Below are 25,491 nucleotides of genomic sequence, written 5' to 3'. Positions count from 1 at the left end.
GAGTCCGCCATGCTGAACATTACGAACCTGTATGCCGATTACGGTGGTAAACCCGCGCTGGAGGACATCAACCTGACGCTGGGCAGCGGTGAACTGCTGGTGGTGCTCGGCCCGTCCGGCTGCGGAAAAACCACGCTGCTGAATCTGATTGCCGGGTTTGTACCGTATCAGCACGGCACCATTCAGCTGGAAGGCAAAAAGGTGGATGGCCCTGGCGCCGAGCGCGGCGTGGTCTTTCAGAACGAAGGATTGCTTCCGTGGCGCAACGTGCAGGAGAACGTGGCGTTTGGGCTACAGCTTGCGGGTGTGAACCGTGAACAGCGGCTGGCAACCGCGCGGGCGATGCTGAAAAAAGTGGGGCTGGAAGGGGCGGAAAAACGCTTTATCTGGCAGCTTTCCGGCGGCCAGCGTCAGCGCGTCGGGATCGCCCGCGCGCTGGCGGCGAATCCGCAGCTGTTGCTGCTGGACGAGCCGTTCGGGGCGCTGGACGCCTTTACCCGCGAGCAGATGCAAACCCTGCTGCTGCGCCTGTGGCATGAGACGGGCAAGCAGGTGCTGTTAATTACCCACGATATCGAAGAGGCGGTGTTTATGGCGACCGAGCTGGTGCTGCTCTCGCCGGGGCCGGGGCGCGTGCTGGAGCGGCTGCCGCTGGATTTCGCCCGTCGCTACGTCGCGGGGGAGCCGGTGCGCAGCATCAAATCAGATCCGCGGTTTATTGAGCAGCGTGAATACGTCTTAAGCCGCGTGTTCGAACAGCGGGAGGCCTTCTCATGAGCATCGTCTTTAGTGAAAAAACGCGCCGCACGCGTCTGGCGCTGCGCTGGCCTTTCTCACGTCAAATTACGCTGAGCGTCGGTACGCTGCTGGTGCTGCTGGCAGCGTGGTGGGCGGTTGCGGCCCAGCAGTGGGTCAGCCCGCTGTTTCTGCCGCCGCCGGGACAGGTGCTGGCGAAACTCATCTCCATCGCCGGGCCGCAGGGCTTTATGGACGCGACGCTCTGGCAGCATCTCGGCGCAAGCCTGACGCGCATTCTGGTGGCGCTGCTGGCGGCGGTGGTTATCGGTATCCCGGTCGGGATCGCGATGGGCCTAAGCCCGACGGTGCGCGGCATCCTTGACCCGCTGATTGAGCTTTACCGCCCGGTGCCGCCGCTGGCCTATTTGCCGCTGATGGTAATCTGGTTCGGTATCGGCGAAACGTCGAAAATTCTGCTGATTTATCTGGCGATTTTCGCGCCGGTTGCCATGTCGGCGCTGGCGGGCGTGAAGAGTGCCCAGCAGGTGCGCATTCGTGCGGCGCAGTCGCTGGGGGCCAGCCGTACGCAGGTGCTGCTGTTTGTGATTCTACCCGGCGCGCTGCCGGAGATTTTAACCGGACTGCGCATCGGCCTCGGCGTGGGCTGGTCCACGCTGGTGGCGGCAGAGCTGATCGCCGCCACGCGAGGATTAGGGTTTATGGTGCAGTCGGCGGGAGAGTTCCTGGCGACTGACGTGGTGCTGGCAGGGATCGCGGTGATTGCCGCGATCGCCTTCGGATTAGAACTGGGGCTGCGCGCGCTACAGCGCCGCCTGACGCCCTGGCATGGAGAAATACAATGAGTGAACGACTGACCATCACCCCGCTGGGGCCGTACATTGGCGCGCAGGTATCGGGCCTGGATGTGTCCCGCCCGCTGAGCGATAACCAGTTTGAGCAGCTGTACCACGCGGTGCTGCGCCATCAGGTGGTGTTCCTTCGCGAGCAGGCGATCACCCCGCAGCAGCAGCGCGCGCTGGCGTTGCGTTTTGGCGACCTGCATATTCACCCGGTCTATCCGCATGCGGAAGGGGTGGAGGAGATTATCGTTCTGGATACCCACAACGATAACCCGCCGGACAATGACAACTGGCACACGGACGTCACCTTTATCGAAACGCCGCCCGCCGGGGCAATTCTGGCAGCAAAATTACTGCCAGAGACCGGCGGCGATACGCTGTGGGCGAGCGGGATTGCGGCGTTTGAGGCGCTCTCTGCGCCGTTCCGGGCACTGCTGAGCGGCCTGCGGGCGGAGCACGACTTCAAAAAATCGTTCCCGGAATATAAGTACCGTAAAAGCGAAGAGGAGCATCAGCGCTGGCTGGAAGCGGTGGCGAAGCATCCGCCGCTGCTGCACCCGGTGGTGCGCACCCATCCGGTCACGGGCAAGCAGGCGCTGTTCGTGAACGAAGGATTCACGACGCGCATTGTGGACGTGACGGAAAAAGAGAGCGACGCGCTGTTAGGTTTCCTGTTCGCACATATCACTAAACCGGAGTTTCAGGTGCGCTGGCGCTGGCAGGAGAACGACCTGGCGATCTGGGATAACCGCGTGACGCAGCACTACGCCAACGCGGACTATCTGCCGCAGCGAAGGATTATGCAGCGGGCGACGATTTTGGGGGATAAGCCGTTTTACCGCCCTTAACTCCGTCGCACCCGGCGAAAACGGTGCACAATTGCCGGGTGGCGGCTTCGCCTTACCCGGCCTACCAATCCGCGGCCAATTAAAGGTGCGCCTCAATATACCGCTGATAGCGGTTCGCCTTCAGGTAGCACAAATCCACCAGCACCAGACCGTCTACGCAGTTGTTGAACGCCGGGTCGCTGCCAAAATCAATAAACTGCACGCCGCCGGGCTCGCATAGCTCGGAATACTGTTTATACAGCGGCGGTATGCCGCAGCCCAGATTGCCGAGCAGGGATTTCAGCTTCGTCAGATCGTCCACGTAATCCACGCCGCCAAACTGTGCCAGCACGTCCGGTAAGGATGCCGGATACGGCTGACGTGACGCGGCTAGCGGATGCGTCGCGGGGAACCACAGGCGGTAAAAGGCGACCAGCAGATCCCGTGCCGCAGGCGGTAAGCCGCCGGAGATGGAGACGGGTCCAAACAGGTAGCGATAATGTGGGTAACGCGCCAGGTAAGCCCCGATGCCGGACCATAAATAGTCCAGACCGCGACGCCCCCAGTAGCGCGGCTGGATAAAGCTGCGCCCGAGCTCAATGCCGTGCTCAAGCACGTCATGCATTTTGTCGTCGTAGTGGAACAGGCTGTAGCTGTACAGACCTTCAACGCCGCGTTTTTGGATCTGCATGGCCGTCGGCATAAAGCGATACGCCCCGACGATCTCCAGATCCTCTTCATCCCAGAGGATCAGGTGCAGATAATCGTCATCGTAGCTGTCGGTGTCCCGGCGTTTACCGCTCCCTTCCTCCACCGCGCGAAACGCAATCTCGCGCAGGCGGCCCAGTTCGCGCAGAAGAGGTGCCTCTTCCTGCCCGTTGCGCTGCCACAGGTAGATGGTTTTACCGTCGCTGGTTTTACCCAGACACTCCGCCTGCGCCAGCTCGCGTTTCAGGGTGGCCCGGTCTTCCGGACGGGCAATGGCGCACTGGGTTTTGAAGACGCCAGGCAATCCCTTGCCAAGACGCATCACGTGCTGACGGCACTGCTCGGCCATCTCACGTGACGAAAGAGTGGCACTATGCCAGTGATGCCAGGCGATTTGCTGGCCGATTTTAATCGGCAGCTGGCTGTGGCGGCGGCGGAACATCTGCTGCATTAGCAGCAGCATCGACAATGTCGGTGACACCAGCGTGCTGGCATAAAAGAGCAGGCTGTTATGCGCCTGAATATGCACCGGCAGCAGCGGGGCGCGCAGCTTGCTGGCGAGTTTGATAAAGCCGGAGTGCCATTTTTTATCTCGAATGCCTTTGCGCGTGGGGCGTGAAACTTCACCCGCCGGGAAGAAGATCAGCACGCCCGCGTTTTGCAGATGCTGCTCCATCTGAACCAGAGACGATTTCGCCGTCCTGCCGCCCATATTGTCCACCGGAATAAACAGCGAACTGAGAGGCTCAAGGTGGGTCAGCATCCGGTTGGTCACGACTTTAACGTCGCGCCGCACGCGGGAGACGGCGTACATCAGCGCCAGCCCGTCCAGCGTGCCTGTCGGGTGGTTGGCAATAATAACCAGTGGGCCATGTTCGGGGATTTGTTCGAGATCGCGGGCGGAAACGGTGCAGAGAATATCAAGGTGCTCCAGAACTTGCTCCACCATATCCAGTCCTTTCAGGTGGCGGTGAGCGGCGGCAAACTGCTGGAATTCTTCTTCGTAAAACAGCCTTTTTAACAGACTTTTTTGCCAGGGTGCAGGCCTCGCCTGAGGCCAAAGATCGTCGAGAACGCTATCGAGGCTAAACATGATTACTCCTCCTGCCGTCTTGCGAAGACAGTAGAAGGAGCAGATGTCGGTTGTATTGCAGTTTGGTGAAGATTAGCGGAGGATTTTTTTCTCGGCCAGATCCAGCGCGAAGTAGCTGAAGATCAGATCCGCGCCCGCGCGTTTGATCGCGCCCAGGCTTTCGAGGATCACTTTCTCTTCGTCGATGGCACCGGCCAGCGCGGCGAATTTGATCATCGCGTATTCACCGCTCACCTGGTATGCCCCCAGCGGCAGTTCGGTGCGCTCGCGAATGTCGCGCAGAATATCGAGATAGGCGCCAGCAGGTTTCACCATCAGGCAGTCTGCGCCCTGGGCTTCATCAAGCAGGGATTCACGAATCGCTTCCCGGCGGTTCAGCGGGTTCATCTGGTAGGTCTTACGATCGCCCTTCAGCGCCGTACCCGCTGCTTCACGGAACGGACCGTAGAAGGAGGAGGCAAACTTGGTGGAGTAGGACATGATGGCGGTGTCGGTAAAGCCTGCCGCATCCAGCGCCTGACGGATAGCCTGAACCTGTCCGTCCATCGCCGCAGACGGCGCGATGAAGTCCGCACCCGCAGCGGCAGCCACGACCGCCTGCTTGCCGAGGTTCAGCAGGGTGGCATCGTTGTCCACGCCGTGATCGCACAGCACGCCGCAGTGCCCGTGGGAGGTGTATTCGCAGAAGCAGGTGTCGGACATGACCACCATTTCTGGCACGGTATCTTTGCAGATGCGGGACATGCGGGCCACGAGGCCATCCTCTTTCCATGCATCGCTGCCGGTGGCGTCGGTATGGTGGGAGATGCCGAAGGTCATCACCGAGCGGATCCCCGCGTTGGCAATGCGTTCAATCTCGCGGGCCAGATGCTTCTCAGGAATGCGCATCACGCCCGGCATGGCTTCGATGGCTTTGTAGTCATCAATCTCTTCTTCAACAAAAATCGGCAACACCAGATCGTTTAAGGTCAGTGTTGTCTCTTCAAACATAGCGCGCAGTGCGGGTGACTTACGCAGGCGGCGGGGACGTGCAATTAAATCGGTCATGGTATGCCTGATGTTTGTGGAACAAAGAAGGTTAGTGTACCTCAAAGTGAAGTGAGGTGTTTTACTAAAGTGGGCATTTTGATACCGATTAATGCGGCCTGTCTATGATTGCCAGTGAAATATATATAATTAACTAATCCTGCGGAATGTCGGTTCGAATTATTGATGTTAATTCTATTACGAAGGGAATGTATAAATAAAAATGATCTGTTTATAAAACTTATATCACCTTTGCTTGTTTTGTTTATTTTGAATTTTTCTTTATAGTATTTATATTTAGCGCTCCTTTTTTCTCGTTTTACTTCTGCTGTTTGTCTGGATACGGACTTAAATGAATCATTCATTGAACCTTTTCTGAATGAAACTGCATAATTCACTCCGCAATTAAACATTGCTAATTGATTTACGGACAAACATGCTTACGTCCCTGAGGAGGGATGACCCAATGCAAACATGGAAAAAGAAACTGGTTGTATCTCAACTTGCATTAGCTTGTACGCTGGCTATCGCTTCTCAGGCTAATGCGAAAGATATTTCCGGTACGACATATAATACTTTTGGATATGATAATACCGCATCTACGCCGTGGTATTATGGCTACGCAGATTGGGATTACTCGGATGCCACCCATGATGGTGACATTTATCCGGTCATCAATAAATCAACCGTAAACGGTGTTATTTCGACTTACTATCTGGATGATGGGGTCAATGGCCGTACGAACGCGTTGAGTATTTCTAACAGCACCATTAACGGCATGATCACGTCAGAGTGTATGACCACGACGTGTGCAGATGGCGTGGATACTGACGGCACCAGTCATACCCAGTACGATCGTTTTAGCCTGACCGTTGATAACTCCACCATCAACGATGCCTACGAGCATTACGCGTATGATGTCGTCAATGGCGAGAATACTGAAACGCATTATCTGGACACCTATGGTCTGGGTAACGCAATTACCCTGGACGTTGAATCTGATATCGTTATTCAGAACAACTCCCACGTCGCGGGTATCACGCTGACGCAGGGTTATCAGGAACTGGATAACACACCATACGACGGCGTTGAAGGCGTTGCTAACAGCAGCAATGTCTTTACCGATACGCTGGTGGTGAAAGACTCCGTGCTGACCTCTGGTGCGTACAGCGATCTGGGCACCAACGGGTTCTACGGTCAAACGGCGAAGCCGAGCGACTACGGTGAAACCAACGCCTCGGCTGCGGATGATGCGGCGTTGATCGTTGCGGCCGGCGCGTCTGATAACGCCATGCAGACCACCGCTACCTTCGATCACTCTACCGTAACGGGTGACATTCTTTTCTCCAGCACCTTTGATAACAACTTCTACGAGAATGGCGATCCGGCAACGGATACCACTGAAGATGGTGTCTATAACCCAACCACCAACGGCTGGGACGGTACCGATACACTGGATGTTACGCTGACTAACGGCAGTAAGTGGGTCGGTGCAGCGCAGTCCAGCGTTGAAGCTATCGGCACTGCGCAGATGTATGGCCAGGGCTACAGCAACGTTGACTGGCACGCTCTGTCCCCGAACAGCATCTGGCCTGATTCTACCTTCGACAGCAACGGTCACGTTGCCGGTGAAGAGGTGTACCAAAGCGGCCTGTTCAATGTGGCGCTGGATAACGGTTCCGAGTGGGATACCCGCAAGGTCTCCAACATTGATGCGCTGACGGTGAACAACCAGTCTTAGGTCAATGTTGAAAACTCCGGCCTGCTGGCGGATTCAATCACCCTGACCAATGCTTCAACCATGAATATTGGCGACAGCGGAGCCGTGGCAACCGACAGCCTGTATCTGGACAGCTATAGCCGTGCGGCACTGACTGAAGAGACAGCAGAGCTGTATGCCAACACCATTACCGTAGACAACGGTGCCGAGCTGGCGCTGGGTCTGGGTCAGGTTGATACGCACAATATGGTACTGACCGATGGCGGCGTGCTCAACGTTGCCAGCCGCGATTATGTGCTGAACAGCGATCTGAACAACGCACGCTATATCACCAACGATCGCTACAACGCGGAGTATGACTACGGTGTTGTCGCGCTGAACTCCGACGGCCATCTGGCGGTGAACGGTGACGTTGCCGGTAACTACAAGGTGCGCATCGACGATGCAACCGGCGCTGGTTCAGTTGCCGACTACAAAAACAAAGAGATCATTCGCGTCTACGACAATAACGCAGATACCGCAGCCAGCTTTACTGCTGCAAACAAAGCTGATTTAGGTGCTTACACCTATCAGGCGCAGCAGGAGGGTGACACCGTTGTTCTTCAGCAGAAAGAGCTGACTGACTACGCCAACATGGCGCTGAGCATTCCTTCTGCCAACACCAATATCTGGAATCTCCAGCAGGATACCGTGGGTACGCGTCTGACCAATAGCCGTCATGGCCTGGCAGACAACGGCGGAGCGTGGGTGAGCTATTTCGGCGGCAATTTTGACGCGGATAACGGCACCGTCAGCTACGATCAGGACGTAAGCGGCATTATGGTCGGTCTGGACACGCAGATTGACGGTAATAATGCGAAGTGGATCGTCGGTGGTGCAGCTGGTTTTGCGAAAGGCGATATCAGCGATCGTACGGGTCAGGTCGATCAGGACAGCCAGACTGCGATGATCTACGCGTCTGCGACGTTTGCGAACAACGTCTTCCTCGACAGCTCACTGAACTACACCCGCTTTAACAATGACCTCTCTGCAACCATGAGCAACGGTCAGTATGTTGACGGTGACACCACCTCTGACGCTGTTGGCTTCGGGATGAAGCTGGGCTATGACTGGAAACCAAACCTCTCAGGCTATATCACCCCTTATGCGGCGATTTCCGGCCTGTTCCAGTCAGGCGACGACTACCAGCTGAGCAACGACATGCGTATCGATGGTCAGTCTTACGACAGCATGCGTTATGAACTTGGCCTGGATGCGGGTTATACCTTCAACTACGGCGGCGAACAGGCTCTGACCCCGTACTTCAAGCTGGCTTACGTCTATGACGATGCTGACAATAATGCTGATATCAACTCTGACAGCATTGATAACGGCGTCGAAGGCTCTGCGGTTCGCGTGGGGCTGGGCACCCAGTTCAGCTTCACCAAAAACTTCAGTGCTTACACCGATGCGACTTATCTGGGCGGCGGCGACGTTGACCAGAACTGGGGAGCAAACCTGGGTGTGAAATATACCTGGTAAATAGAAAGCGCGGGGGATATTTTCCCCCGCTTTTTTATATGGTTTAAAAATAATAAAGAACCGACAGATACAGATGCTTTGAGGTATGCATGAACGTTAATGCGAAACCACTTTCTGAATTAAGCCGGCTCGCAAAATGTCTGGAAGTCGCCGGTACCCCCTTTAAGATCGAACCACAGCAATTAATAACAACCGGCAATAATGATGATGAGCCATTTACTTTTATAATACAGTCTGGTCTTACTGCTATCCATCGTAAATCTGATGAACTTCTGATGGGCATTGCGCAGGCACCTTTTATCTATGGTTTGAATGCATGGATAAATGATAGTTATCTGGAATATTCCATGATGACACACACAACCTGTTCTGGATTTTATTTACCGGCCTCTGCCACGCGTCAACTTATTCAGCAAAATCATCTCTGGCAGGATGCTTTCTGCTGGGTGTCATGGATTAACCATATTCTGGGCAAGCGTGACCTGCAGCTGGTGGGAAATAACTCTTATAGTCAGATCCGGGCGATGTTGATCAATATGGCCGAGTGGGATGACTCGCTGCGCTCAAAAATTGGCGTTATGAATCATATTCAGCGTAGCACACGTATTTCACGTTCGGTCGTTGCAGAAGTCCTGGCTGCGCTGCGTCAGGGGAACTACATCAATATGAGCCGGGGCAAGCTGGTCAGCATCAACCGCTTGCCCACGGAATATTAAGATCAGTTAGACGCAGTAAGCACCTGGGCTTTATTGGCGCTCAGTTCGGCCACCAGGTTATTGATGCCGTCACTCATATTAACGAAGCGCGTGTTCGGAGAACGGGTGACCACCACAAACGCGCCCACGTTGGACTGCGGAATCATTGCCATGTAGGTAATGAATCCGCCGCCGCCGCCGGTTTTCTGAATGATGCCCGGACGGCCATTTTTCGGCGCCATATAGACCCAGCCCAGGCCGAGCGCATCGGCTTTACCCGGCACGTCCATCCCGATGACGCGATGCAGCTGAGTACGCTGATAGATAAGGGTCTGCATACGATCGGCCTGGCTGCTGCGGGAGTAAAAATCCGAAGAAAGGAACTGCTGCATCCAGCGCATCATGTCGCCAGGGGTGGAATAGACCCCGCCGCTGCCCACGGCCGCCAGCGTGTTGTTACAGGGGCTTGCGCCTTTCTCTGCCACCATCAGGCGTTTGCACTGGTCCGGGGAAGGGGTAAAGGTGGTGTCTTTCATGCCCAGCGGACGCGTGATCTGCTCTTCAAAAAGCTGCGGGTAAGGTTTGCCCGCCGCCGTTGAAAGCGCATCCGCCAGCAGATCGAACGCCAGGTTCGAGTAAGAGGCCTGCGAGCCCGGGGCGGATTTCAGCGTGGCGGTGCTCAGGTAGTTCCAGCGCTGTTGGCGCGTTGGCCAGACAAAAACGTCGCGGTGCGCCGCGCCGCCCGGCTGCTCGCGCGGCAGAGCGCTGGTGTGCGTCGCGAGGTTCACCAGGCGAATTGGCGTGCCCTGATACGTCGGCACGCGGGCACCCGGCGGGGCGTATTTGCTGAGCGGATCGTCGAGCTTTACCACGCCCTGGTCGAGCAACTTCACCAGCATTTCGCTGGTCATCAGCTTGGTTAAGGACGCGACGCGCACAACGGAATCCAGCTGCGGACGAACGTTATTACCTGGACGCGTTTCACCAAAGCTGCGGAAAACGCGCTGGTTGCCGTCGATGACCACCATTGCCATCCCTGTCGCGCCGCTGCCGTAATAGATAAGGTTCGCGTAGCGATCGGCAATATCGGAAGCCAAAACGGGCGCCGTCAGCGGCTGGGCTGCCTGGGCGGTGGAGAAGCTCACCGCACACAGCGCGGCAAAAGAGAGCAGACAACGTTTCAACGAAAAGCATCCATGAAGTGAATGAGGAAAGTAATGGGTATTTATACTACTAATCGGCACCGTGCAATGCCCCGAATAGCATAACCATAGCGAGAAAAACGTAACCATGGGTAAATATGAAGAATTTCCCTGCGAGCGCTCTCCCATTTTGTGACATCGGGCTTATGATAGGCACCAGTGTTACTCAATCTTGCGGAGAACGGTATGTCTGAAAAGCGTGTGGTAATGGTGGTTGATATGCAGAACGGGGTGTTTGAACCCCCGCGTCATCAGCGCGAGACGTGTGTCTCTCTGATCAACCAGCTTACGCAGGCTGCCGACACGGTGATTTTTATTCAGCATGCCGAGGCCGGGGGGCTGGAAGAGGGAAGTGACGGGTTTGCGTTGCTGCCTGAACTCCATCAACCTGCTGGCGCGCTGTACGTGACCAAAACCGCCTGCGATGCCTTCTATAACACCGGGCTTGAGGCGCTGTTACGCGAGCAGGGCATTCGCGAGTTTGTCATCTGCGGCTGCGCCACCGATTACTGCGTTGACGCCACGGTCAAGAATGGCGTCAGCCGGGGTTACCACATTACCGTGGCGGAAGATGCCCACACCACCGCCAACCGCCCGGCTGCCGAAGCACAGATCCTGATTCACCACCATAACGACGTCTGGCGCAACTTCATTGCGCCAGCGAACCCTGTCGCGGTGAAACGCACCGAAACAATTCTCGAAAACTGGAAAGCGAACTAATAATCAACCCACGGGTCTGACCTTTTTGCCCGAGCCGGGGTCCGGCTCGGGCAAGGTATTCGCGTGGTAATGTGTTGAGCACAGCAACAACCATAACAACAAGAAGGAAGTATCATGTTTAAGTCTTTTTTCCCAAAGCCGGGGCCTTTTTTCCTGTCGGCATTTATTTGGGCACTGATCGCAGTCGTGTTCTGGCTGGCGGGCGGCGGTGCATGGCTGACACGCATCGTGGGGGCGACAGGCGAGGTGCCGATTAGCGCGGCGCGCTTCTGGTCGTTCAGCTATCTGCTGTTTTATGCCTATTACGCGCTGTGCGTCGGGCTGTTTGCGCTGTTCTGGTTTAATTATTCCCCTCATCGCTGGCAGACATGGTCCATTCTCGGAACGTCGCTGATTATTTTTGTCACCTGGTTTCTGGTCGAAGTGAGCGTAGCCATTAACGCGTGGTATGCCCCGTTCTACGATCTCATCCAGAAAGCGCTTAGCGCCCCTAACAGGGTGCCAATCGGCGAGCTTTATAATCAGTTAAAAATTTTTATGGGCATTGCGATGATCGCTGTCACCGTGGCGGTGCTGAATAATTTCTTCGTCAGCCATTACGTCTTCCGCTGGCGAACGGCGATGAACGAATTCTACATGACCCACTGGGAGCGTCTGCGCCATATTGAAGGTGCTGCTCAGCGTGTTCAGGAAGACACCATGCGTTTTGCGTCAACGCTTGAGGATATGGGCGTCAGCCTGCTTAATGCCATCCTGAAACTGTTTGCGTTCTTACCGATTCTGGTCGCCCTTTCTCCCCATATTTCAGCATTGCCGATTGTCGGACATTTACCGTACGGCCTGCTCATCCCGGCGCTGATTTGGTCGCTTATGGGCACAGGCCTGCTTGCCGTCGTCGGGATTAAGCTGCCGGGCTTAGAGTTTAAGAATCAGCGTGTGGAAGCTGCCTATCGTAAGGAGCTGGTCTACGGAGAGGACGACCCAACGCGCGCTGCGCCCCCGACGATAAAAGAGCTGTTCCGCAACGTCCGTTTCAACTATTTCCGGCTCTATTTCCACTACATGTATTTCAATATTGCCCGTATTTTCTATCTGCAGGTCGATACTGTTTTTGGACTATTCCTGTTGTTCCCGTCTATTGTTGCGGGAACAATCACGCTGGGCTTACTGACCCAGATTACCAACGTGTTCGATCAGGTCAGAAACTCGTTCCAGTATCTGATCAACTCCTGGACCACGCTGGTGGAGCTGATGTCCATCTACAAACGTCTGCGCAGCTTTGAACATGAACTGGACGATCGGGACCTGCAGGAAGTCACCAACACATTTAGCTAATACAGGGAGTTGCTATGTCTTTTGCCGTACCGCGTGCGTTACCGCTGTCCTTGCTGGCTGCCCTCGTTCTGGCGGGCTGCGCCGAAAAAGGGGCCGCTCCGCTTAAAAAGGGCGAGAAGCCCGTGGATGTCGCAAGCGTTGTGCGGCAAAAAATGCCCGCCAGCGTGAAGGATCGAAATGCGTGGGCGGATGCGCTGGCAAAAACCTTTGAAAGCCAGAAGATTGCCCCAACCGAGGAGAATATCTGCTCGGTGCTGGCGGTGGCGCAGCAGGAGTCGATGTACCAGTCAGACCCGGTGGTGCCGGGTCTTAACAAAATTGCCTGGAAAGAGATCGACCGCCGCGCGGAATCGATGCATATCCCGGTGTTCCTCGTGCATACCGCGCTGAAAATCACCTCGCCAAACGGCAAAAGTTACAGCGAGCGGCTGGACACGGTGAAAACCGAAAAACAGCTCAGCGCCATCTTTGATGATTTCATTAACATGGTGCCGATGGGGCAGAAACTGTTTGGCTCACTGAACCCGGTTCACACCGGCGGCCCGATGCAGGTGAGCATTGCGTTTGCCGAGAAGCATACCGACGGCTACCCGTGGGAAATTGACGGTACGGTGCGTCAGGAGGTCTTCTCCCTGCGCGGCGGGCTATGGTTCGGCACGTATCATCTGCTGAACTATCCGGCGAACTACAGCGAGCCCTTGTACCGCTTTGCAGACTTTAACGCGGGCTGGTATGCCAGCCGTAACGCGGCGTTTCAGAGCGCGGTCAGCCGCGCAAGCGGCGTCAAGCTGGCGCTGGACGGCGATCTTATCGCCTACGGCAGCAGCGAGGCGGGAAGCACCGAGCGGGCGATCCGGAAATTATCGACAACGCTTGATATGAGCAACAGCGACATTCGCCGTCAGCTTGAGAAAGGCGACAGCCTGGCATTTGAGAAAACGGATCTCTACAAGAAAGTGTTTGCGCTTGCCGATAAGAAGAGTGGGAAAACGTTGCCGAGGGCAATTCTGCCGGGGATTCAGCTGGAAAGCCCGAAGATCACGCGTAACCTGACCACCGCCTGGTTCGCAAAACGCGTGGACGATCGCCGGGCTCGCTGTATGGGGCTTTAATGGCGACGACGAAAGCGCAGGACGAGCGCGACAACGCCTAAAATCATACACCCCGCGAGGAAGGGAACGAGGCCAAACAGCGTGCTCACGCCAAAGCCGATTTCAACCCGCGGGCGTCCGTTATCCTGCACCTGCATCAGGTGTTCATAAACGCCCGGCGCGTGCACCAGCATATTAAGCAGCTGGGAGCCAGCCCAGAAGCAGAACAGGACAAACAGGGCATACGCGATATTACCCGCCGTGGAGGTTTTTGGTTTGCCGCCAAAAATCGGTTTCGACAATGTAAAGTCAGCCATGTTGACCTCCCGAAATATCACTCTGTTTTAATACGCGTCTTACGGGGTGAGTTTGACAGGTCATCGCATTTGTCAATATCAGAATCGTGGTAATTTTCGCTCAGGATTTCTCCTGGATTGTTGATTTCTGCAGCATGTCACAATTTGTTAACTTAAATGAAACTGCACCGCATTTCAGAATTTCCGCATCTGCCACAGACCTGGCGGTGAAACTGTGAGAGGATGTCTTTTTTCCTGCCGGAGTTGTTATGAAGCTCACGTCCAAACTTCGCCGTGACTGGCACTACTACGCCTTTGCTATCGGGCTGATCTTTATTCTTAACGGCGTCGTGGGGCTGTTGGGATTTGAAGCAAAAGGCTGGCAAACCTATGCCGTGGGCCTGGTGACCTGGGTAATCAGTTTCTGGCTGGCAGGGCTGATAATCCGCCGCCGTCCGGAAGAGACGACAGCGGAGGAGACGGCTAAGGGTGCCGATTAGCCGTTAACGGAACTTTTCAGAGCGCTGTCGGCGGCATGACGCTCCAGCGCCAGCTCGATCAGGCGGGTGATCAGCTCAGAGTAGCCAAGCCCGCTGGCCTGCCACAGTTTTGGATACATGCTGATATTGGTGAAACCCGGCAGCGTGTTGATTTCATTGATCACCACCTCGTTCTCCGGCGTCAGGAACACGTCCACGCGCGCCATGCCGCTGCAGCCGAGCGTCTGATAGGCCTGAATGGCGAGCGCCCGGATCTTATCGTTAATGGCCGGATCGATATCCGCAGGAACAACAACCTGGGCGCCTTTATCATCAATGTATTTGGTGTCGTACGAGTAGAAGTCGCTGTTTAAGACCACTTCACCGCAGGTGCTGGCCTGTGGGAAATCGTTGCCCAGCACCGCGCACTCAATTTCGCGGCCTTTGATCCCCTGCTCAACCACCACTTTATGGTCGAACTCGAATGCCAGACGGACGGCTTGCGTGAACTCTGTTTCGGTGGTGACTTTGCTGACGCCCACGGAGGAGCCCTGGTTGGCTGGCTTCACAAACAGCGGCAGACCCAGTTCAGCGCTAATTTGCGCGAAGCTGTGTTTGTCGCGGTTGGCGCGGGTGAGCGTCACGAACGGCGCGATATTCAGCCCGGCATCGCGCAGCAGGCGTTTGGTAACGTCTTTGTCCATGCAGGCGGCGGAGCCCAGCACGTCCGAGCCCACGAACGGCAGGTTGGCCATGCGTAACATTCCCTGCAGGGAACCGTCTTCGCCGAGGGTGCCGTGCACGATGGGGAAGACTACGTCGATCTGGGCGAGAGCCTGCGCGTTGCCTGCGTCGATGAGCTGACCCTTCACGACGCCGGGTACGGTGGCGACGCTAATTTCCGAAGGATTAAGGGCGATGTGTGCCGGATCGTGGGCATTCAGCAGATACTGGCTGGCATCGTTAACATGCCACTGGCCCTGTTTATCAATGCCCAACAGCACCACGTCGAAACGGCTTTTATCGATCGCATCGACGATATTTTTAGCCGATTGCAATGACACCTCGTGCTCCGCTGATTTTCCCCCAAAGACAATACCTACGCGCTGCTTTGCCATCTCACTCTCTTCCAGTCTGACGAAAAGCCAATAACATACCACGATGCCCTGCGGGTTTCGCGGCCTTCTGCCATAATGTTTTGGGGAACAGTGAGGGGGGAGAGTGAAAGGAAAAACGCTGCTGACCATTTTCATCCTTGGGGCAATCGCAACGGCGGGCTATCGCTGGCTGCCGTCTTATTACAACCCTTTCACGCCGCTGAACCTGGACGACCCGCCTGGCCGCATTACCCAGTATAAGCTGCGGCACTTAACGCCCGAAGCCTGCGCGAGCCTGTTAGCGCAGGCTAATCAAAAAAACCTGATCCGCACCCAGGCGGTCGCTGACAGCGGCGGGGAATGCCCGCTGAACAACGTCGTGCGCGTGCGTGACTTTGGCCCGGTGAGCCTGAACGGCAGTTTTCTTGCCAGCTGTCCGCTGGCGCTCAGCTCAGCCCTGTTTGTCAGCCAGCAGGCCCGGCCCCTGACTAAACGCTTTACCGGCAGTGAACTGACGCGCATTGAGCACCTCGGCAGCTTTGCCTGCCGCAATATCTACCACCGGCCCGATGCGCGGCGCAGCGAGCATGCCACGGCAGAGGCGCTGGATATCGCCGCTTTTCGGCTGGCGAACGGAGAGCGCGTTACGGTACTTAACGGCTGGAAATCGGCAAAAACGCAGCCCTGGCTGAAGGCTCTGCTGGCGGCAAGCTGCGGTTACTACGGAAACGGTCTTGGGCCGGAATATAACGCGGCGCACGCCAGCCATTTTCATCTGGGAATGCGCGGCTTTGGTCTCTGCCGCTGAAGCATAATCTTCCGCCAGAAAATGGATGAATTGTGACTTATTTCACAAATATGATGACTGGGAAGATAAAACACCAAAGTCAGCGAGGCCGCATCTCTGGTGCGACGTTAAGGCGCGTAACTTGCTAATCTGACGGCGAATTCGCCTAAAAATGAAGACTATTTCTGTATGGAATCCTGGAAAGTTAATCTCATCTCGGTCTGGTTCGGCTGCTTCTTCACCGGGCTTGCCATCAGCCAGATCCTGCCGTTCCTGCCGCTGTACGTGTCACAGCTGGGGGTCAGCTCCCACGAAGCGCTGTCCATGTGGTCCGGGCTGACGTTCAGCGTCACGTTTCTGGTCTCCGCCATTGTGTCACCGATGTGGGGCAGCCTGGCGGATCGGAAAGGGCGCAAGCTGATGCTGCTGCGCGCCTCCCTCGGGATGGCGATTGCTATTCTGCTCCAGGCCTTCGCCACCAACGTCTGGCAGCTGTTTTTCCTGCGGGCGGTGATGGGGCTGACGTCTGGGTATATTCCCAACGCCATGGCGCTGGTTGCCTCTCAGGTGCCGCGCGAGCGCAGCGGCTGGGCGCTGAGTACGCTCTCCACCGCCCAGATCAGCGGCGTTATCGGCGGCCCGCTGCTGGGAGGCTTTCTGGCTGACCATGTCGGTCTGCGCGCGGTATTCATCATCACCGCAATCCTGCTGGTGATCAGCTTTCTGGTTACGCTCTTTCTTATCAAAGAGGGGGGCCGCCCCGTTATCAGTAAATCTGAGCACCTGAGCGGCAAGGCCGTCTTCGCCTCGCTGCCATACCCGGGACTCGTAATTAGCCTGTTTGTCACCACCATGGTGATCCAGCTCTGCAACGGTTCGGTCGGCCCGATTCTGGCGCTGTTTATCAAGTCGATGGAGCCGGACAGCAACAATATCGCCTTTCTCAGCGGCATGATTGCCGCCGTGCCGGGCGTCTCCGCGCTGATCTCTGCCCCGCGTCTGGGAAAACTGGGCGACAGGATCGGCACGGCGCGCATCCTGATGGCGACGCTGATATTTGCGGTGGTGCTCTTTTTCGCCATGTCGTTTGTTACCTCTCCGCTTCAGCTGGGCGTGCTGCGGTTTTTACTCGGCTTTGCGGATGGCGCTATGTTGCCCGCCGTACAGACATTGCTGGTCAAATATTCCAGCGACCAGGTCACGGGGCGTATTTTTGGCTATAACCAGTCGTTTATGTATTTAGGCAACGTCGCCGGTCCGCTTATTGGTGCGTCCGTTTCTGCAATGGCGGGTTTTCGCTGGGTATTTGCCGCGACGGCGATTGTCGTTTTAATCAATATTATCCAGCTGGCTATTGCCCTGCGTCGCCGCAGGCAATTAGCGGAGGCGAAATCAGCGAAATAATCTTTTCGCAGATGTATTATATATTCTTATGGTAGCCGCATTTTTATATAACAAAATGCGGCGTTTTTTTATAGGAAAACGTTTCGCTGAAAAGATCGCTGCGCTAATTTGGCGGCAATGTCACTTTTGCATAAGATAATACTTTTCTCCGCTTTGCATATTTCATTCCTGGTGTTAATTTCAGAGGAAATCCCATAAGGAAATAGCACGATGAAAAATCTCATTGCTGAGTTGCTGGTTAAGCTTGCACAAAAGGAAGAGGAGTCGAAAGAGCTGGTCGCCCAGGTCGAAGCGCTGGAAATAGTTGTCACCGCGCTGCTGCGGCAGATGGCAACATCGGATCAGCAGGCGTTAATTGAAAGCATTGAAGGAGCGCTGGATAAGGCGCGGCCCGATACGCAGGTTCCGCCAGAAGATGCCGAGTTGCTGCAGCAATACGTAAAGAAGCTGTTGAGGCATCCGCGCAGTTAAGCCGTTACTGACATGTCATAGGATTGTCATGCAGGATGCCTGGAGTCGCTCTGTTTTATTTTTGTATTTGTACATGAAGAAAATAAATTGAAACAGAGCGCGCTTTTTAGCGCGTTACATTCCCTGTTAATTACCTCTGCCAGTTATGCCGATACCGTCAATTCCTGCTCGCTGGAACTGAAATGATAAATTCCCGGCCGAAATCACATCTGCCGGGTGGTTTTTTTCCTGTCACGAACCAGACTTACAGGGAATGTTCACAAAAGGATGGTGCAATGAAAACAACATTACTGGTTACTCTGCTCTCCGGCCTGTTCCTGATCTCCTCGGCGAACGCGGAAGAAAAAACATTAACGCCGCAACAGCAACGCATGACCACCTGTAATCAACAGGCGACGTCCCAGAGTCTGAAGGGGGATGCACGTAAAACCTACATGAGCGACTGCCTGAAAAACGGCGCCGCGAAACCCGGCGAAAAAAGCCTGACGCCGCAGCAGCAAAAAATGCGCGAGTGTAATGCGAAAGCAACCGAACAGTCCCTCAAGGGCGACGATCGCAGCAAGTTCATGAGTGCCTGCCTGAAGAAAAAAGTGTAGTTCTAACGGGTGAGCGGCTCCGGCGGCTCACCCGAAATTTCATACTTTCCCCGCAGTCCCCCTCTCTATAATTTGGGAAAATGTTTCAGAATATTCCCAAAAATGATGAATGATGACATTTATTACTACAAAAAGCGCATTCGGGAAGAGTGGAGTTTAACCCTTTCTCAGGATGACCCTCACCGTACCGGCATCCAGTTTGCCAGGCGAGCCCGGCTGTCGCGCGTTGTCGGGCTGGCGGCGATGTTTGTCCCGGTGGCGGAAATTCTGGTCAGCCATTTTTTACCCGGCGGCTGGTGGTTGTTGCTGGTGGGGTGGGCATTCATCTGGCCGCACTTTGCCTGGCAGTTATCCTGCCGCGCCGCTTCACCTCATCAGCAGGAAATTTTTAACCTCAAGATGGATGCCGTTATCGCCGGGGTCTGGATCGGCGTGATGGGGATGTATGTATTACCCACAGCGGCGCTGGTGATGATGGTGGGGATGAATATGATGGGCTCTGGCGGCTGCCGCCTTTTTATCGCGGGGATCGTGCTCACCCTGCTTACTGCGCTGCTTACGTTACCGCTTGCTGGCAGAGCGCAGCCCTTTAATCCGGGGGCGCTGGAGTGGGGCTTAACGCTTCCTGTCCTTATGCTTTATCCCATGCTGTTTGCCTGGCTTAGCCATCGAACGGCCGTCAGGCTGGCGGAACATAAGCGGCGGCTGGAAATGATGAGCACCCGTGACGGTATGACCGGGGTCTTTAACCGCCGACATTGGGAAATGCTGCTGCGCAATGAATTTGAGCACTGTCGCCGGAGCCACTGCACCGCCACGATATTGCTGATTGATATCGACCACTTTAAAAACATCAACGATACCTGGGGGCACGACGCAGGCGACAAGGCCATCGTGGCCATTACCCGCCAGCTTCAGATGTCGGTACGGTCAGGCGATGCGATAGGCCGGTTTGGCGGGGATGAGTTCGCGGTGATTATGTCCCAGACGGCCGCTGAAAGCGCCATCGCCGTCATGTCGCGGGTTCACGCGCGGCTGGAAACGCTGTCGTTACCGTGTGCGCCGAAGGAGCCTCTGCGCATCAGCGTGGGCGTGGCCCCCTGGGGGCCGCAGTTCGTACACTATCGGGAATGGCTGAAGGCGGCAGATGTGGCGCTGTATAAGGCGAAAAATGCCGGGCGCGGCCGCACCGAAGTGGCCGCCTGACGCCCGGCCAGACATCAGGATTTACTCAGCTTCTCTGATTTTTCCATGCATTTTGCCATCGCTTCGATAACCGCAGAACGGAACCCGCGTTCTTCCAGCACCCGCACCGCTTCGATGGTGGTACCGGCCGGGGAGCAGACCATATCCTTCAGTTCACCCGGGTGTTTACCGGTCTCCAGCACCATTTTGGCGGAGCCCATCACTGCCTGCGCGGCGAATTTATACGCCTGCGCGCGCGGCATACCGCCAAGCACGGCGGCGTCCGCCATCGCTTCTAAAAACATGAAAACGTACGCGGGGGCTGAACCGCTCACGCCGACCACTGGATGGATCATGGATTCTGCAATCACTTCCGCCTCGCCGAAGCAGCGGAAAATGTTTAGCACGTCCGCCACCTCTTCTGAAGTCACCAGCGCGTTAGGGGTGACGGAGGTCATACCGGCGTTGACCAGTGAGGGGGTATTCGGCATCGCGCGGACGATTTTACGATCGTGGCCCAGCGCGCGCGCCAGCTGATCGAGCGTCACGCCTGCGGCAATCGACACGACCAGCGTCTCTTTATTCAGGCTGGAGGTGATGTCGCTTAACACTTTGATCATGATGTTCGGCTTAACGGCACCAAAGACGATATCGGCAACCTGGGCCACCTCCTGCGCGCTTTCGGCGGCGTTGATCCCGTATTGATCGCGCAACGCGGCGACGTTATCCGGTGACGGGGTATAAACCCAAATCTGACCCGGCAGAACCTGCCCGCTGGCGATCAGGCCGCCCAGGATGGCTTTGCCCATGTTACCGCAGCCGATAAACCCGATTTTCTTGTCCATCATGATTCTCCGTCATTATGCGTTGTTTTCTCTGATTGATAGCTTAACAACGAAATGCAGGCGACAATAGTCGGCAGAGTCATTATGGGGAGACAACATGGCGATTTGGGTTGATGCGGACGCGTGTCCGAATGTGATTAAAGAGATTTTATTCCGCGCCGCCGAGCGCGTTCAGATGCCGCTGACGCTGGTGGCGAACCAGAATATTCGCGTCCCGCCTTCGCGGTTCATTCGCTCCCTCCGCGTGCCGGCCGGGTTCGACGTGGCGGATAATGAAATTGTTCGTCTGTGCAGCGCGGAAGATCTGGTCATCACCGCCGATATTCCGCTGGCGGCGGAAGTGCTGGAGAAAGGGGCAGCGGCGCTCAATCCTCGCGGCGAGCGTTATTCGCCTTCAACCATCCGGGAAAAACTCACTATGCGTGATTTTATGGATACGATGCGGGCCAGCGGCGTGCAGACCGGTGGACCGGACAGCCTGTCCCAGCGCGATCGCCAGCAGTTTGCTGCCGAACTGGATAAATGGCTGCTGGAAGTGAAGCGCCGTACGGCGTAATGATAATTATTGTCAATATGTGGTACAGTGTGGCCTCCACAGGGTTGTCATCCCGTACCGCTTTGCAGTAAAGTAATCGACACATCTTCTGCAATTATTTCTTTACACTCTTCAGCCATTCGGCATCAAGGGGAACACCTGGCTATGACCCAACCCATCTTTTTAGTTGGCCCCCGCGGCTGTGGGAAAACCACCGTTGGCGTGGAACTGGCACGCGCATGTCATCGTCAGTTTGTTGATACCGACCACTGGCTGCAGACCGAGGCCGGCAAAACCATCGCAGACATCGTGGAGCAAGAGGGATGGGAAAGCTTTCGCGCCCGCGAAGCGGCCGCGCTGAAAGCGGTCACCACGCCGTCAGCCGTCATTGCGACGGGAGGCGGTATTGTTTTGGCCGAATGTAATCGTCACTTTATGCGCGAAAAAGGCATTGTGATCTATCTTTGCGCGCCGGTGGCGGCTCTGGTAGGGCGACTTGAAGCATTTCCTGAAGAGGGACAACGCCCGGCGCTGACGTCACGACCGCTCAGCGAAGAGGTGAGCGAAGTGCTGGCCGAGCGTGATGCCCTCTACCGTGAAGCTGCACACCATGTCGTGGATGCCTCTGCGGCCCCGGAAGATGTGGTAATTCAGATTATTACCGCCCTGCGTCTGGCGTGTGCCAGCTAACCGCCGTCTATACTGATAGCTCAGACATAAAAAAAGGATGAGCTATGCCAACCAGACCTCCCTATCCGCGCGAAGCACGTATTGTTACCGTTGAAAAAGGCAATGGCGACCAGACCGTCACCTGGTACCAGCTGCGTGCCGATCACCCCAAACCGGACTCGCTGATCAGTGAGCATGAGACTGAACAGGAAGCGCTGGATGCCAAGCGGCGCTACGAAGATCCCGAAAAGTCGTGAATGTTTTCCTAAACGCTCCAATACCGTGCCTGAATCACACTTTTTATTCATCGCAAATGTTAAGCAGGAGTTAATATTTAGTTATTACAGGTAGCTCCGTTATCGGCAGGCGATCTTTACATTTCAGGGCAGAGATCGCCTGCTACGCTTGGTGCTGTTTTGTTGAAAAAACGAACTGTACAGCGTAGAGAGCCTGTACCTGTGTATACGTTTTTGTAGTGATGGAAGGCGAAGAAGATGAAGGCAACGTTGGCGATCCTCACCATTGGTGTGGTCCCTGTAAGCGAAGTGTTACCGCTCTTAACCGAGCATGTATCTGAACAACAGATCACGCATCTCAGCCTGCTGGGTAAGATGAGCCGGGAAGAGGTCATGGAAGACTACGCTGTAGAGGCGGGGGAGGATCCCCTGGCGACGTTATTAAGCGACGGTAAACTGGCGCATGTTTCTCGGCAGAAAATTGAGCGTTCGCTGCAGGCAGTAATAGAAGTACTCGATAATCAGCAATATGACGTTATTTTGCTGATGAGCACCGCCCCCATTAAGGGGCTCATCGCGCGCAATGCGATTTTGCTTGAGCCGATGCGCATTATTCCTCCGCTGGTAGCCTCCATTGTTGACGGCCATCAGGTGGGGGTCATTGTGCCCATCGAGGAGCTTATGGACAATCAGGAAGCAAAGTGGCACGTGCTCGAAAAAACGCCCCTGTATGCGCTGGCAAACCCCTTCTGGGACAGCGAGGCTAAACTCATTGCTGCCGGGAAGGATCTGCTGGAGAGAGGGGCGGATGTATTGATTCTGGACTGTCTTGGTTTTCACCAGCATCACCGGGATTTACTGCAAAAGGCGCTGGACGTGCCGGTGCTGTTATCCAACGTTCTGATGGCTCGCCTGGCCTCAGAACTTCTGACGTAATGATTTTGCGTGACAGGTGATGAGCATGGCCCCTATAGTGAATTTTTATCTCTGAATATAAGGGCCAGTTCATGCTTCAAAGTAACGAATACTTTTCCGGTAAAGTGAAATCCATCGGTTTTACCAGCAGCAGCACTGGCCGCGCCAGTGTGGGCGTTATGGCTGAAGGGGAATACACCTTTGGCACGGCGGAAGCGGAAGAGATGACGGTGGTCAGCGGCGCGCTGAACGTCTTACTGCCGGGTGAAACGGAATGGAAAGTTTACGCTGCCGGACAAGTTTTCAACGTCCCTGGCCACAGCGAATTTCATTTGCAGGTCGCTGAACCGACCTCTTATCTGTGCCGCTACCTGAAATAATCGTCTTTCCTCTCCCCTTTGGGGAGAGGATCAGGGTGAAGGGAAATTATCTCTGCGCTTCGCCGCCGAGACCTTCCACCAGATTCTGAATTAACGCGGCCAGTTCGCCGGTCATCAGGATAAAGTCCGCGTCAAAGCGCTGGGCGTAATCTTCCCGGTCGATATCTTCGTTTTGATCGCGCAGCTCGTCGCAGAACTTCAGACGCTTCACGGAACCGTCGTCGCACATCACGAACTGAATGCGCTGCTGCCAGTCGAGCGCCAGTTTGGTGACCACTTTGCCCGCTTCAATGTGTACGGCAATCTCGTCGCTCACCAGATCCTGCTTTTTCGCGCGGATCACGCCGCCATCTTCCAGCAGGGCTTTCAGCTCGGCTTCGTCCAGAATCTGGAAACCTTGCGCCGCGGTACCGCTGCGGACCCACTCGGTCAGGGTCAGCTCAATCGGCGTTTCCAGCGCCAGCGGTACGACCGGTAAAGAGCCGATGCTTTTACGCAGCAGGGCCAGCGTATCTTCCGCTTTTTTGGCGCTGGCGCAGTCCACCATGATCAGCCCATTAACGGTATCGATCCACATCATCGTCTGGCTGAAGCGGCTGAAGGCGCGCGGCAGCAGAGAGTGCAGCACTTCATCTTTCAGCGAGTCTTTTTCGGTTTTCTTCAGCTTGCGGCCCTGCTCGGCTTCCAGCTTGAAAATTTTTGCTTCAAGCGCCTGCTTAACCACCGGCGTGGGCAGAATTTTCTCTTCTTTGCGGGCGCAGACGATGATTTGACCCGTGCTGCTGGCGTGGGTCAGTGCATCGCTTTGCGAACCCATTGGCGGAACCCAACCGGTTTTCGCCATATCCTGGCTACCGCAAGGGGAAAAGCTATAAGCGGCTAACTGTTTTTCCATCTCTTCTGCGCGCAGCGAAACGTCGCGGCTGAGACGGTAAACCATCAAATTTTTGAACCACAGCATGATAATTTCCACGGCCTTGTCGTTAAATCAGCGGGCATGATAACGAATTGTCGCATCGCTTGCATTGCTAATCGGGAAGCGTGCTTCTACTCTGTTGATAATCAAAATAATGAGGAGAGTCTTGTGCGTATTGGGATTGATTTGGGCGGCACCAAAACAGAAGTCATCGCATTAAGCGAGCAGGGGGAACAGCTGTTCCGCCACCGTCTGCCGACGCCGCGCGATGATTATCACCAGACGATCGAGACGATTGCCCGGCTGGTTGATATGGCCGAGCAGGCGACGGGCGAGAGGGGCACGGTCGGGATGGGGATCCCCGGCTCCATTTCGCCTTATACGGGTGTGGTGAAAAATGCCAACTCTACCTGGCTCAACGGTCAGCCGTTTGATAAGGATTTGAGCCAGCGTCTGAACCGGGAAGTGCGTCTGGCGAATGACGCAAACTGCCTGGCGGTCTCAGAGGCCGTTGATGGTGCAGCCGCAGGAGCGCAGACCGTGTTTGCGGTGATTATCGGTACCGGCTGCGGCGCGGGCGTGGCCTTTGGCGGACGTTCACATATTGGCGGCAACGGCACGGCGGGTGAGTGGGGGCACAACCCGCTGCCGTGGATGGATGAAGATGAACTCAAATACCGCGCCGAGGTGCCGTGCTACTGCGGCAAGCAGGGCTGTATCGAGACCTTTATCTCCGGCACCGGTTTTGCAACCGACTACCACCGCCTGAGCGGCCAGCCGCTCAAGGGGAACGAGATTATGCGTTTGGTGGAAGAACAGGATCCGGTGGCCGAATTGGCGCTTAGCCGCTACGAAATGCGTCTGGCGAAATCGCTGGCGCACGTAGTGAACATTCTCGATCCGGACGTGATTGTGCTCGGCGGTGGGATGAGCAACGTTGACCGGCTGTACGCCACGGTACCAAATCTGGTGAAACAGTGGGTCTTCGGCGGCGAGTGCGAAACCCCGATCCGCAAAGCCGTCCACGGCGACTCCAGCGGCGTGCGCGGCGCGGCGTGGTTATGGCCGGAGTAAACGCAAAACGGCAACTTGCGTTGCCGTTTTTGATGTTTAGAGGGCCAGGGTGAGGGCACCAGACCGAATC

26 protein-coding genes and 1 pseudogene are annotated in these 25,491 nt (G+C 55.7%); 20 read left to right on the top strand and 7 right to left on the bottom strand.

The features are described 5' to 3' along the window. The first annotated feature begins 9 nt into the window (after nt 1–9). The 3 genes from tauB to tauD are packed head-to-tail and all read left to right on the top strand — an operon-like array spanning nt 10 to nt 2,446. Nucleotides 10–777: a taurine ABC transporter ATP-binding subunit gene (tauB, locus tag IM291_RS05800; protein WP_048957570.1), complete on the top strand. Its 768-nt coding sequence runs from the start codon at nt 10–12 to the stop codon at nt 775–777. Then, complete coding sequence (tauC, locus tag IM291_RS05795; RefSeq protein WP_041911117.1) at nt 774–1,601, top strand: taurine ABC transporter permease TauC; 828 nt, start codon at nt 774–776, stop codon at nt 1,599–1,601. Before tauB ends, tauC begins: the two co-directional genes overlap by 4 nt. After that, nucleotides 1,598–2,446 carry a taurine dioxygenase gene (gene tauD / locus IM291_RS05790; RefSeq protein WP_049001836.1) on the top strand — a complete coding sequence of 283 codons (849 nt, stop codon included), beginning with the start codon at nt 1,598–1,600 and terminating at the stop codon, nt 2,444–2,446. Before tauC ends, tauD begins: the two co-directional genes overlap by 4 nt. A gap of 79 nt (nt 2,447–2,525) precedes the next feature. On the opposite strand, the gene IM291_RS05785 is transcribed toward tauD, so the two are convergent. After that, nucleotides 2,526–4,226: a lysophospholipid acyltransferase family protein gene (locus IM291_RS05785; protein ID WP_192971495.1), complete on the bottom strand. Its 1,701-nt coding sequence runs from the start codon at nt 4,224–4,226 to the stop codon at nt 2,526–2,528. A 72-nt stretch (nt 4,227–4,298) separates the two neighbouring features. Then, entirely contained in the window at nt 4,299–5,273 is a 975-nt protein-coding gene (gene hemB, locus IM291_RS05780) for a porphobilinogen synthase (protein ID WP_028012112.1), read from the bottom strand. A 445-nt stretch (nt 5,274–5,718) separates the two neighbouring features. Here hemB and IM291_RS05775 point away from each other — a divergent pair. Both IM291_RS05775 and IM291_RS05770 read left to right on the top strand, forming a co-directional pair. Next, a pseudogene (locus IM291_RS05775) lies at nt 5,719–8,493 on the top strand (autotransporter outer membrane beta-barrel domain-containing protein). 89 nt (nt 8,494–8,582) lie between these two features. After that, on the top strand, nt 8,583–9,209 hold the full coding sequence (locus IM291_RS05770) for a helix-turn-helix domain-containing protein (RefSeq protein WP_049001841.1): 627 nt from the start codon (nt 8,583–8,585) through the stop codon (nt 9,207–9,209). Nucleotides 9,210–9,211: 2 nt separating this feature from the next. Here IM291_RS05770 and ampH read toward each other — a convergent pair whose 3' ends face one another. Then, a complete protein-coding gene (gene ampH, locus IM291_RS05765) occupies nt 9,212–10,372 on the bottom strand; it encodes a D-alanyl-D-alanine-carboxypeptidase/endopeptidase AmpH (protein WP_041911111.1) in 1,161 nt (386 codons plus the stop codon). Between the two features lie 204 nt (nt 10,373–10,576). Between ampH and IM291_RS05760 the strand changes: the two genes are divergently transcribed. The 3 genes from IM291_RS05760 (at nt 10,577) to IM291_RS05750 (ending at nt 13,557) form a co-directional block, all read left to right on the top strand. Beyond that, nucleotides 10,577–11,110: an isochorismatase family protein gene (locus IM291_RS05760; protein ID WP_192986331.1), complete on the top strand. Its 534-nt coding sequence runs from the start codon at nt 10,577–10,579 to the stop codon at nt 11,108–11,110. A gap of 114 nt (nt 11,111–11,224) precedes the next feature. Continuing rightward, nucleotides 11,225–12,445, top strand: coding sequence for a peptide antibiotic transporter SbmA (sbmA, locus tag IM291_RS05755; RefSeq protein ID WP_028012117.1), 1,221 nt, complete (start codon nt 11,225–11,227; stop codon nt 12,443–12,445). 14 nt (nt 12,446–12,459) lie between these two features. After that, entirely contained in the window at nt 12,460–13,557 is a 1,098-nt protein-coding gene (locus tag IM291_RS05750) for a DUF1615 domain-containing protein (RefSeq protein ID WP_045259878.1), read from the top strand. On the opposite strand, the gene IM291_RS05745 is transcribed toward IM291_RS05750, so the two are convergent. After that, nucleotides 13,554–13,853, bottom strand: a complete 300-nt coding sequence (locus IM291_RS05745; protein ID WP_014882725.1) for a DUF2755 family protein — start codon at nt 13,851–13,853, stop codon at nt 13,554–13,556. The genes IM291_RS05750 and IM291_RS05745 overlap by 4 nt on opposite strands. Nucleotides 13,854–14,101: 248 nt before the next feature. On the opposite strand from IM291_RS05745, the gene IM291_RS05740 reads away from it, so the two are divergent. After that, a complete protein-coding gene (locus IM291_RS05740) occupies nt 14,102–14,332 on the top strand; it encodes a DUF2754 domain-containing protein (RefSeq protein WP_028012119.1) in 231 nt (76 codons plus the stop codon). Here the strand turns inward: IM291_RS05740 and ddlA are convergent. Continuing rightward, a complete protein-coding gene (ddlA, locus tag IM291_RS05735) occupies nt 14,329–15,429 on the bottom strand; it encodes a D-alanine--D-alanine ligase (RefSeq protein WP_192986329.1) in 1,101 nt (366 codons plus the stop codon). The two genes, IM291_RS05740 and ddlA, sit on opposite strands and share 4 nt — an antisense overlap. A 103-nt stretch (nt 15,430–15,532) precedes the next feature. Here ddlA and IM291_RS05730 point away from each other — a divergent pair, with 103 nt between their 5' ends. The 5 genes from IM291_RS05730 to adrA all read left to right on the top strand — a co-directional run bounded on the left by IM291_RS05730 (nt 15,533) and on the right by adrA (nt 19,872). Further along, on the top strand, nt 15,533–16,216 hold the full coding sequence (locus IM291_RS05730) for an extensin family protein (RefSeq protein WP_063437824.1): 684 nt from the start codon (nt 15,533–15,535) through the stop codon (nt 16,214–16,216). 168 nt (nt 16,217–16,384) lie between these two features. Beyond that, nucleotides 16,385–17,599 carry a multidrug efflux MFS transporter gene (locus IM291_RS05725; protein WP_192986327.1) on the top strand — a complete coding sequence of 405 codons (1,215 nt, stop codon included), beginning with the start codon at nt 16,385–16,387 and terminating at the stop codon, nt 17,597–17,599. Nucleotides 17,600–17,809: 210 nt separating this feature from the next. Then, a complete protein-coding gene (iraP, locus tag IM291_RS05720; protein ID WP_028012123.1) occupies nt 17,810–18,070 on the top strand; it encodes an anti-adapter protein IraP in 261 nt (86 codons plus the stop codon). Between the two features lie 275 nt (nt 18,071–18,345). Next, on the top strand, nt 18,346–18,666 hold the full coding sequence (gene psiF / locus IM291_RS05715; RefSeq protein WP_041911105.1) for a phosphate starvation-inducible protein PsiF: 321 nt from the start codon (nt 18,346–18,348) through the stop codon (nt 18,664–18,666). A gap of 102 nt (nt 18,667–18,768) precedes the next feature. Then, a complete protein-coding gene (gene adrA, locus IM291_RS05710) occupies nt 18,769–19,872 on the top strand; it encodes a diguanylate cyclase AdrA (protein WP_100170698.1) in 1,104 nt (367 codons plus the stop codon). A 14-nt stretch (nt 19,873–19,886) separates the two neighbouring features. Here the strand turns inward: adrA and proC are convergent, their stop codons facing one another. Next, nucleotides 19,887–20,696: a pyrroline-5-carboxylate reductase gene (gene proC / locus IM291_RS05705; protein WP_041911103.1), complete on the bottom strand. Its 810-nt coding sequence runs from the start codon at nt 20,694–20,696 to the stop codon at nt 19,887–19,889. A gap of 97 nt (nt 20,697–20,793) precedes the next feature. Between proC and IM291_RS05700 the strand changes: the two genes are divergently transcribed. The 5 genes from IM291_RS05700 to ppnP all read left to right on the top strand — a co-directional run bounded on the left by IM291_RS05700 (nt 20,794) and on the right by ppnP (nt 23,431). Continuing rightward, nucleotides 20,794–21,252 (top strand): YaiI/YqxD family protein, encoded by a 459-nt coding sequence (locus IM291_RS05700; protein ID WP_010428006.1) that lies wholly within the window; start codon nt 20,794–20,796, stop codon nt 21,250–21,252. 144 nt (nt 21,253–21,396) lie between these two features. After that, nucleotides 21,397–21,921, top strand: a complete 525-nt coding sequence (gene aroL, locus IM291_RS05695; RefSeq protein ID WP_192986325.1) for a shikimate kinase AroL — start codon at nt 21,397–21,399, stop codon at nt 21,919–21,921. A 44-nt stretch (nt 21,922–21,965) separates the two neighbouring features. Continuing rightward, a complete protein-coding gene (gene yaiA / locus IM291_RS05690) occupies nt 21,966–22,157 on the top strand; it encodes a protein YaiA (RefSeq protein ID WP_003859135.1) in 192 nt (63 codons plus the stop codon). A gap of 237 nt (nt 22,158–22,394) precedes the next feature. Further along, the gene (locus IM291_RS05685; protein ID WP_192986323.1) at nt 22,395–23,072 is read left to right on the top strand and encodes an AroM family protein; all 678 of its coding nucleotides are present in this window, start codon (nt 22,395–22,397) and stop codon (nt 23,070–23,072) included. 71 nt (nt 23,073–23,143) lie between these two features. Continuing rightward, a complete protein-coding gene (gene ppnP / locus IM291_RS05680) occupies nt 23,144–23,431 on the top strand; it encodes a pyrimidine/purine nucleoside phosphorylase (protein ID WP_008503270.1) in 288 nt (95 codons plus the stop codon). Between the two features lie 46 nt (nt 23,432–23,477). Here the strand turns inward: ppnP and rdgC are convergent, their stop codons facing one another. Further along, entirely contained in the window at nt 23,478–24,392 is a 915-nt protein-coding gene (gene rdgC / locus IM291_RS05675; RefSeq protein ID WP_014882739.1) for a recombination-associated protein RdgC, read from the bottom strand. Nucleotides 24,393–24,515: 123 nt separating this feature from the next. Between rdgC and mak the strand changes: the two genes are divergently transcribed. Next, on the top strand, nt 24,516–25,421 hold the full coding sequence (gene mak, locus IM291_RS05670) for a fructokinase (protein WP_045259882.1): 906 nt from the start codon (nt 24,516–24,518) through the stop codon (nt 25,419–25,421). The last annotated feature ends 70 nt before the right edge of the window (nt 25,422–25,491 follow it).

It is taken from the genome of Enterobacter cloacae complex sp. P27C, from assembly GCF_014895705.1.
Classification (GTDB): Bacteria; Pseudomonadota; Gammaproteobacteria; order Enterobacterales; family Enterobacteriaceae; genus Enterobacter; species Enterobacter bugandensis.
This window is presented reverse-complemented; position numbering and strand designations above follow the sequence as displayed.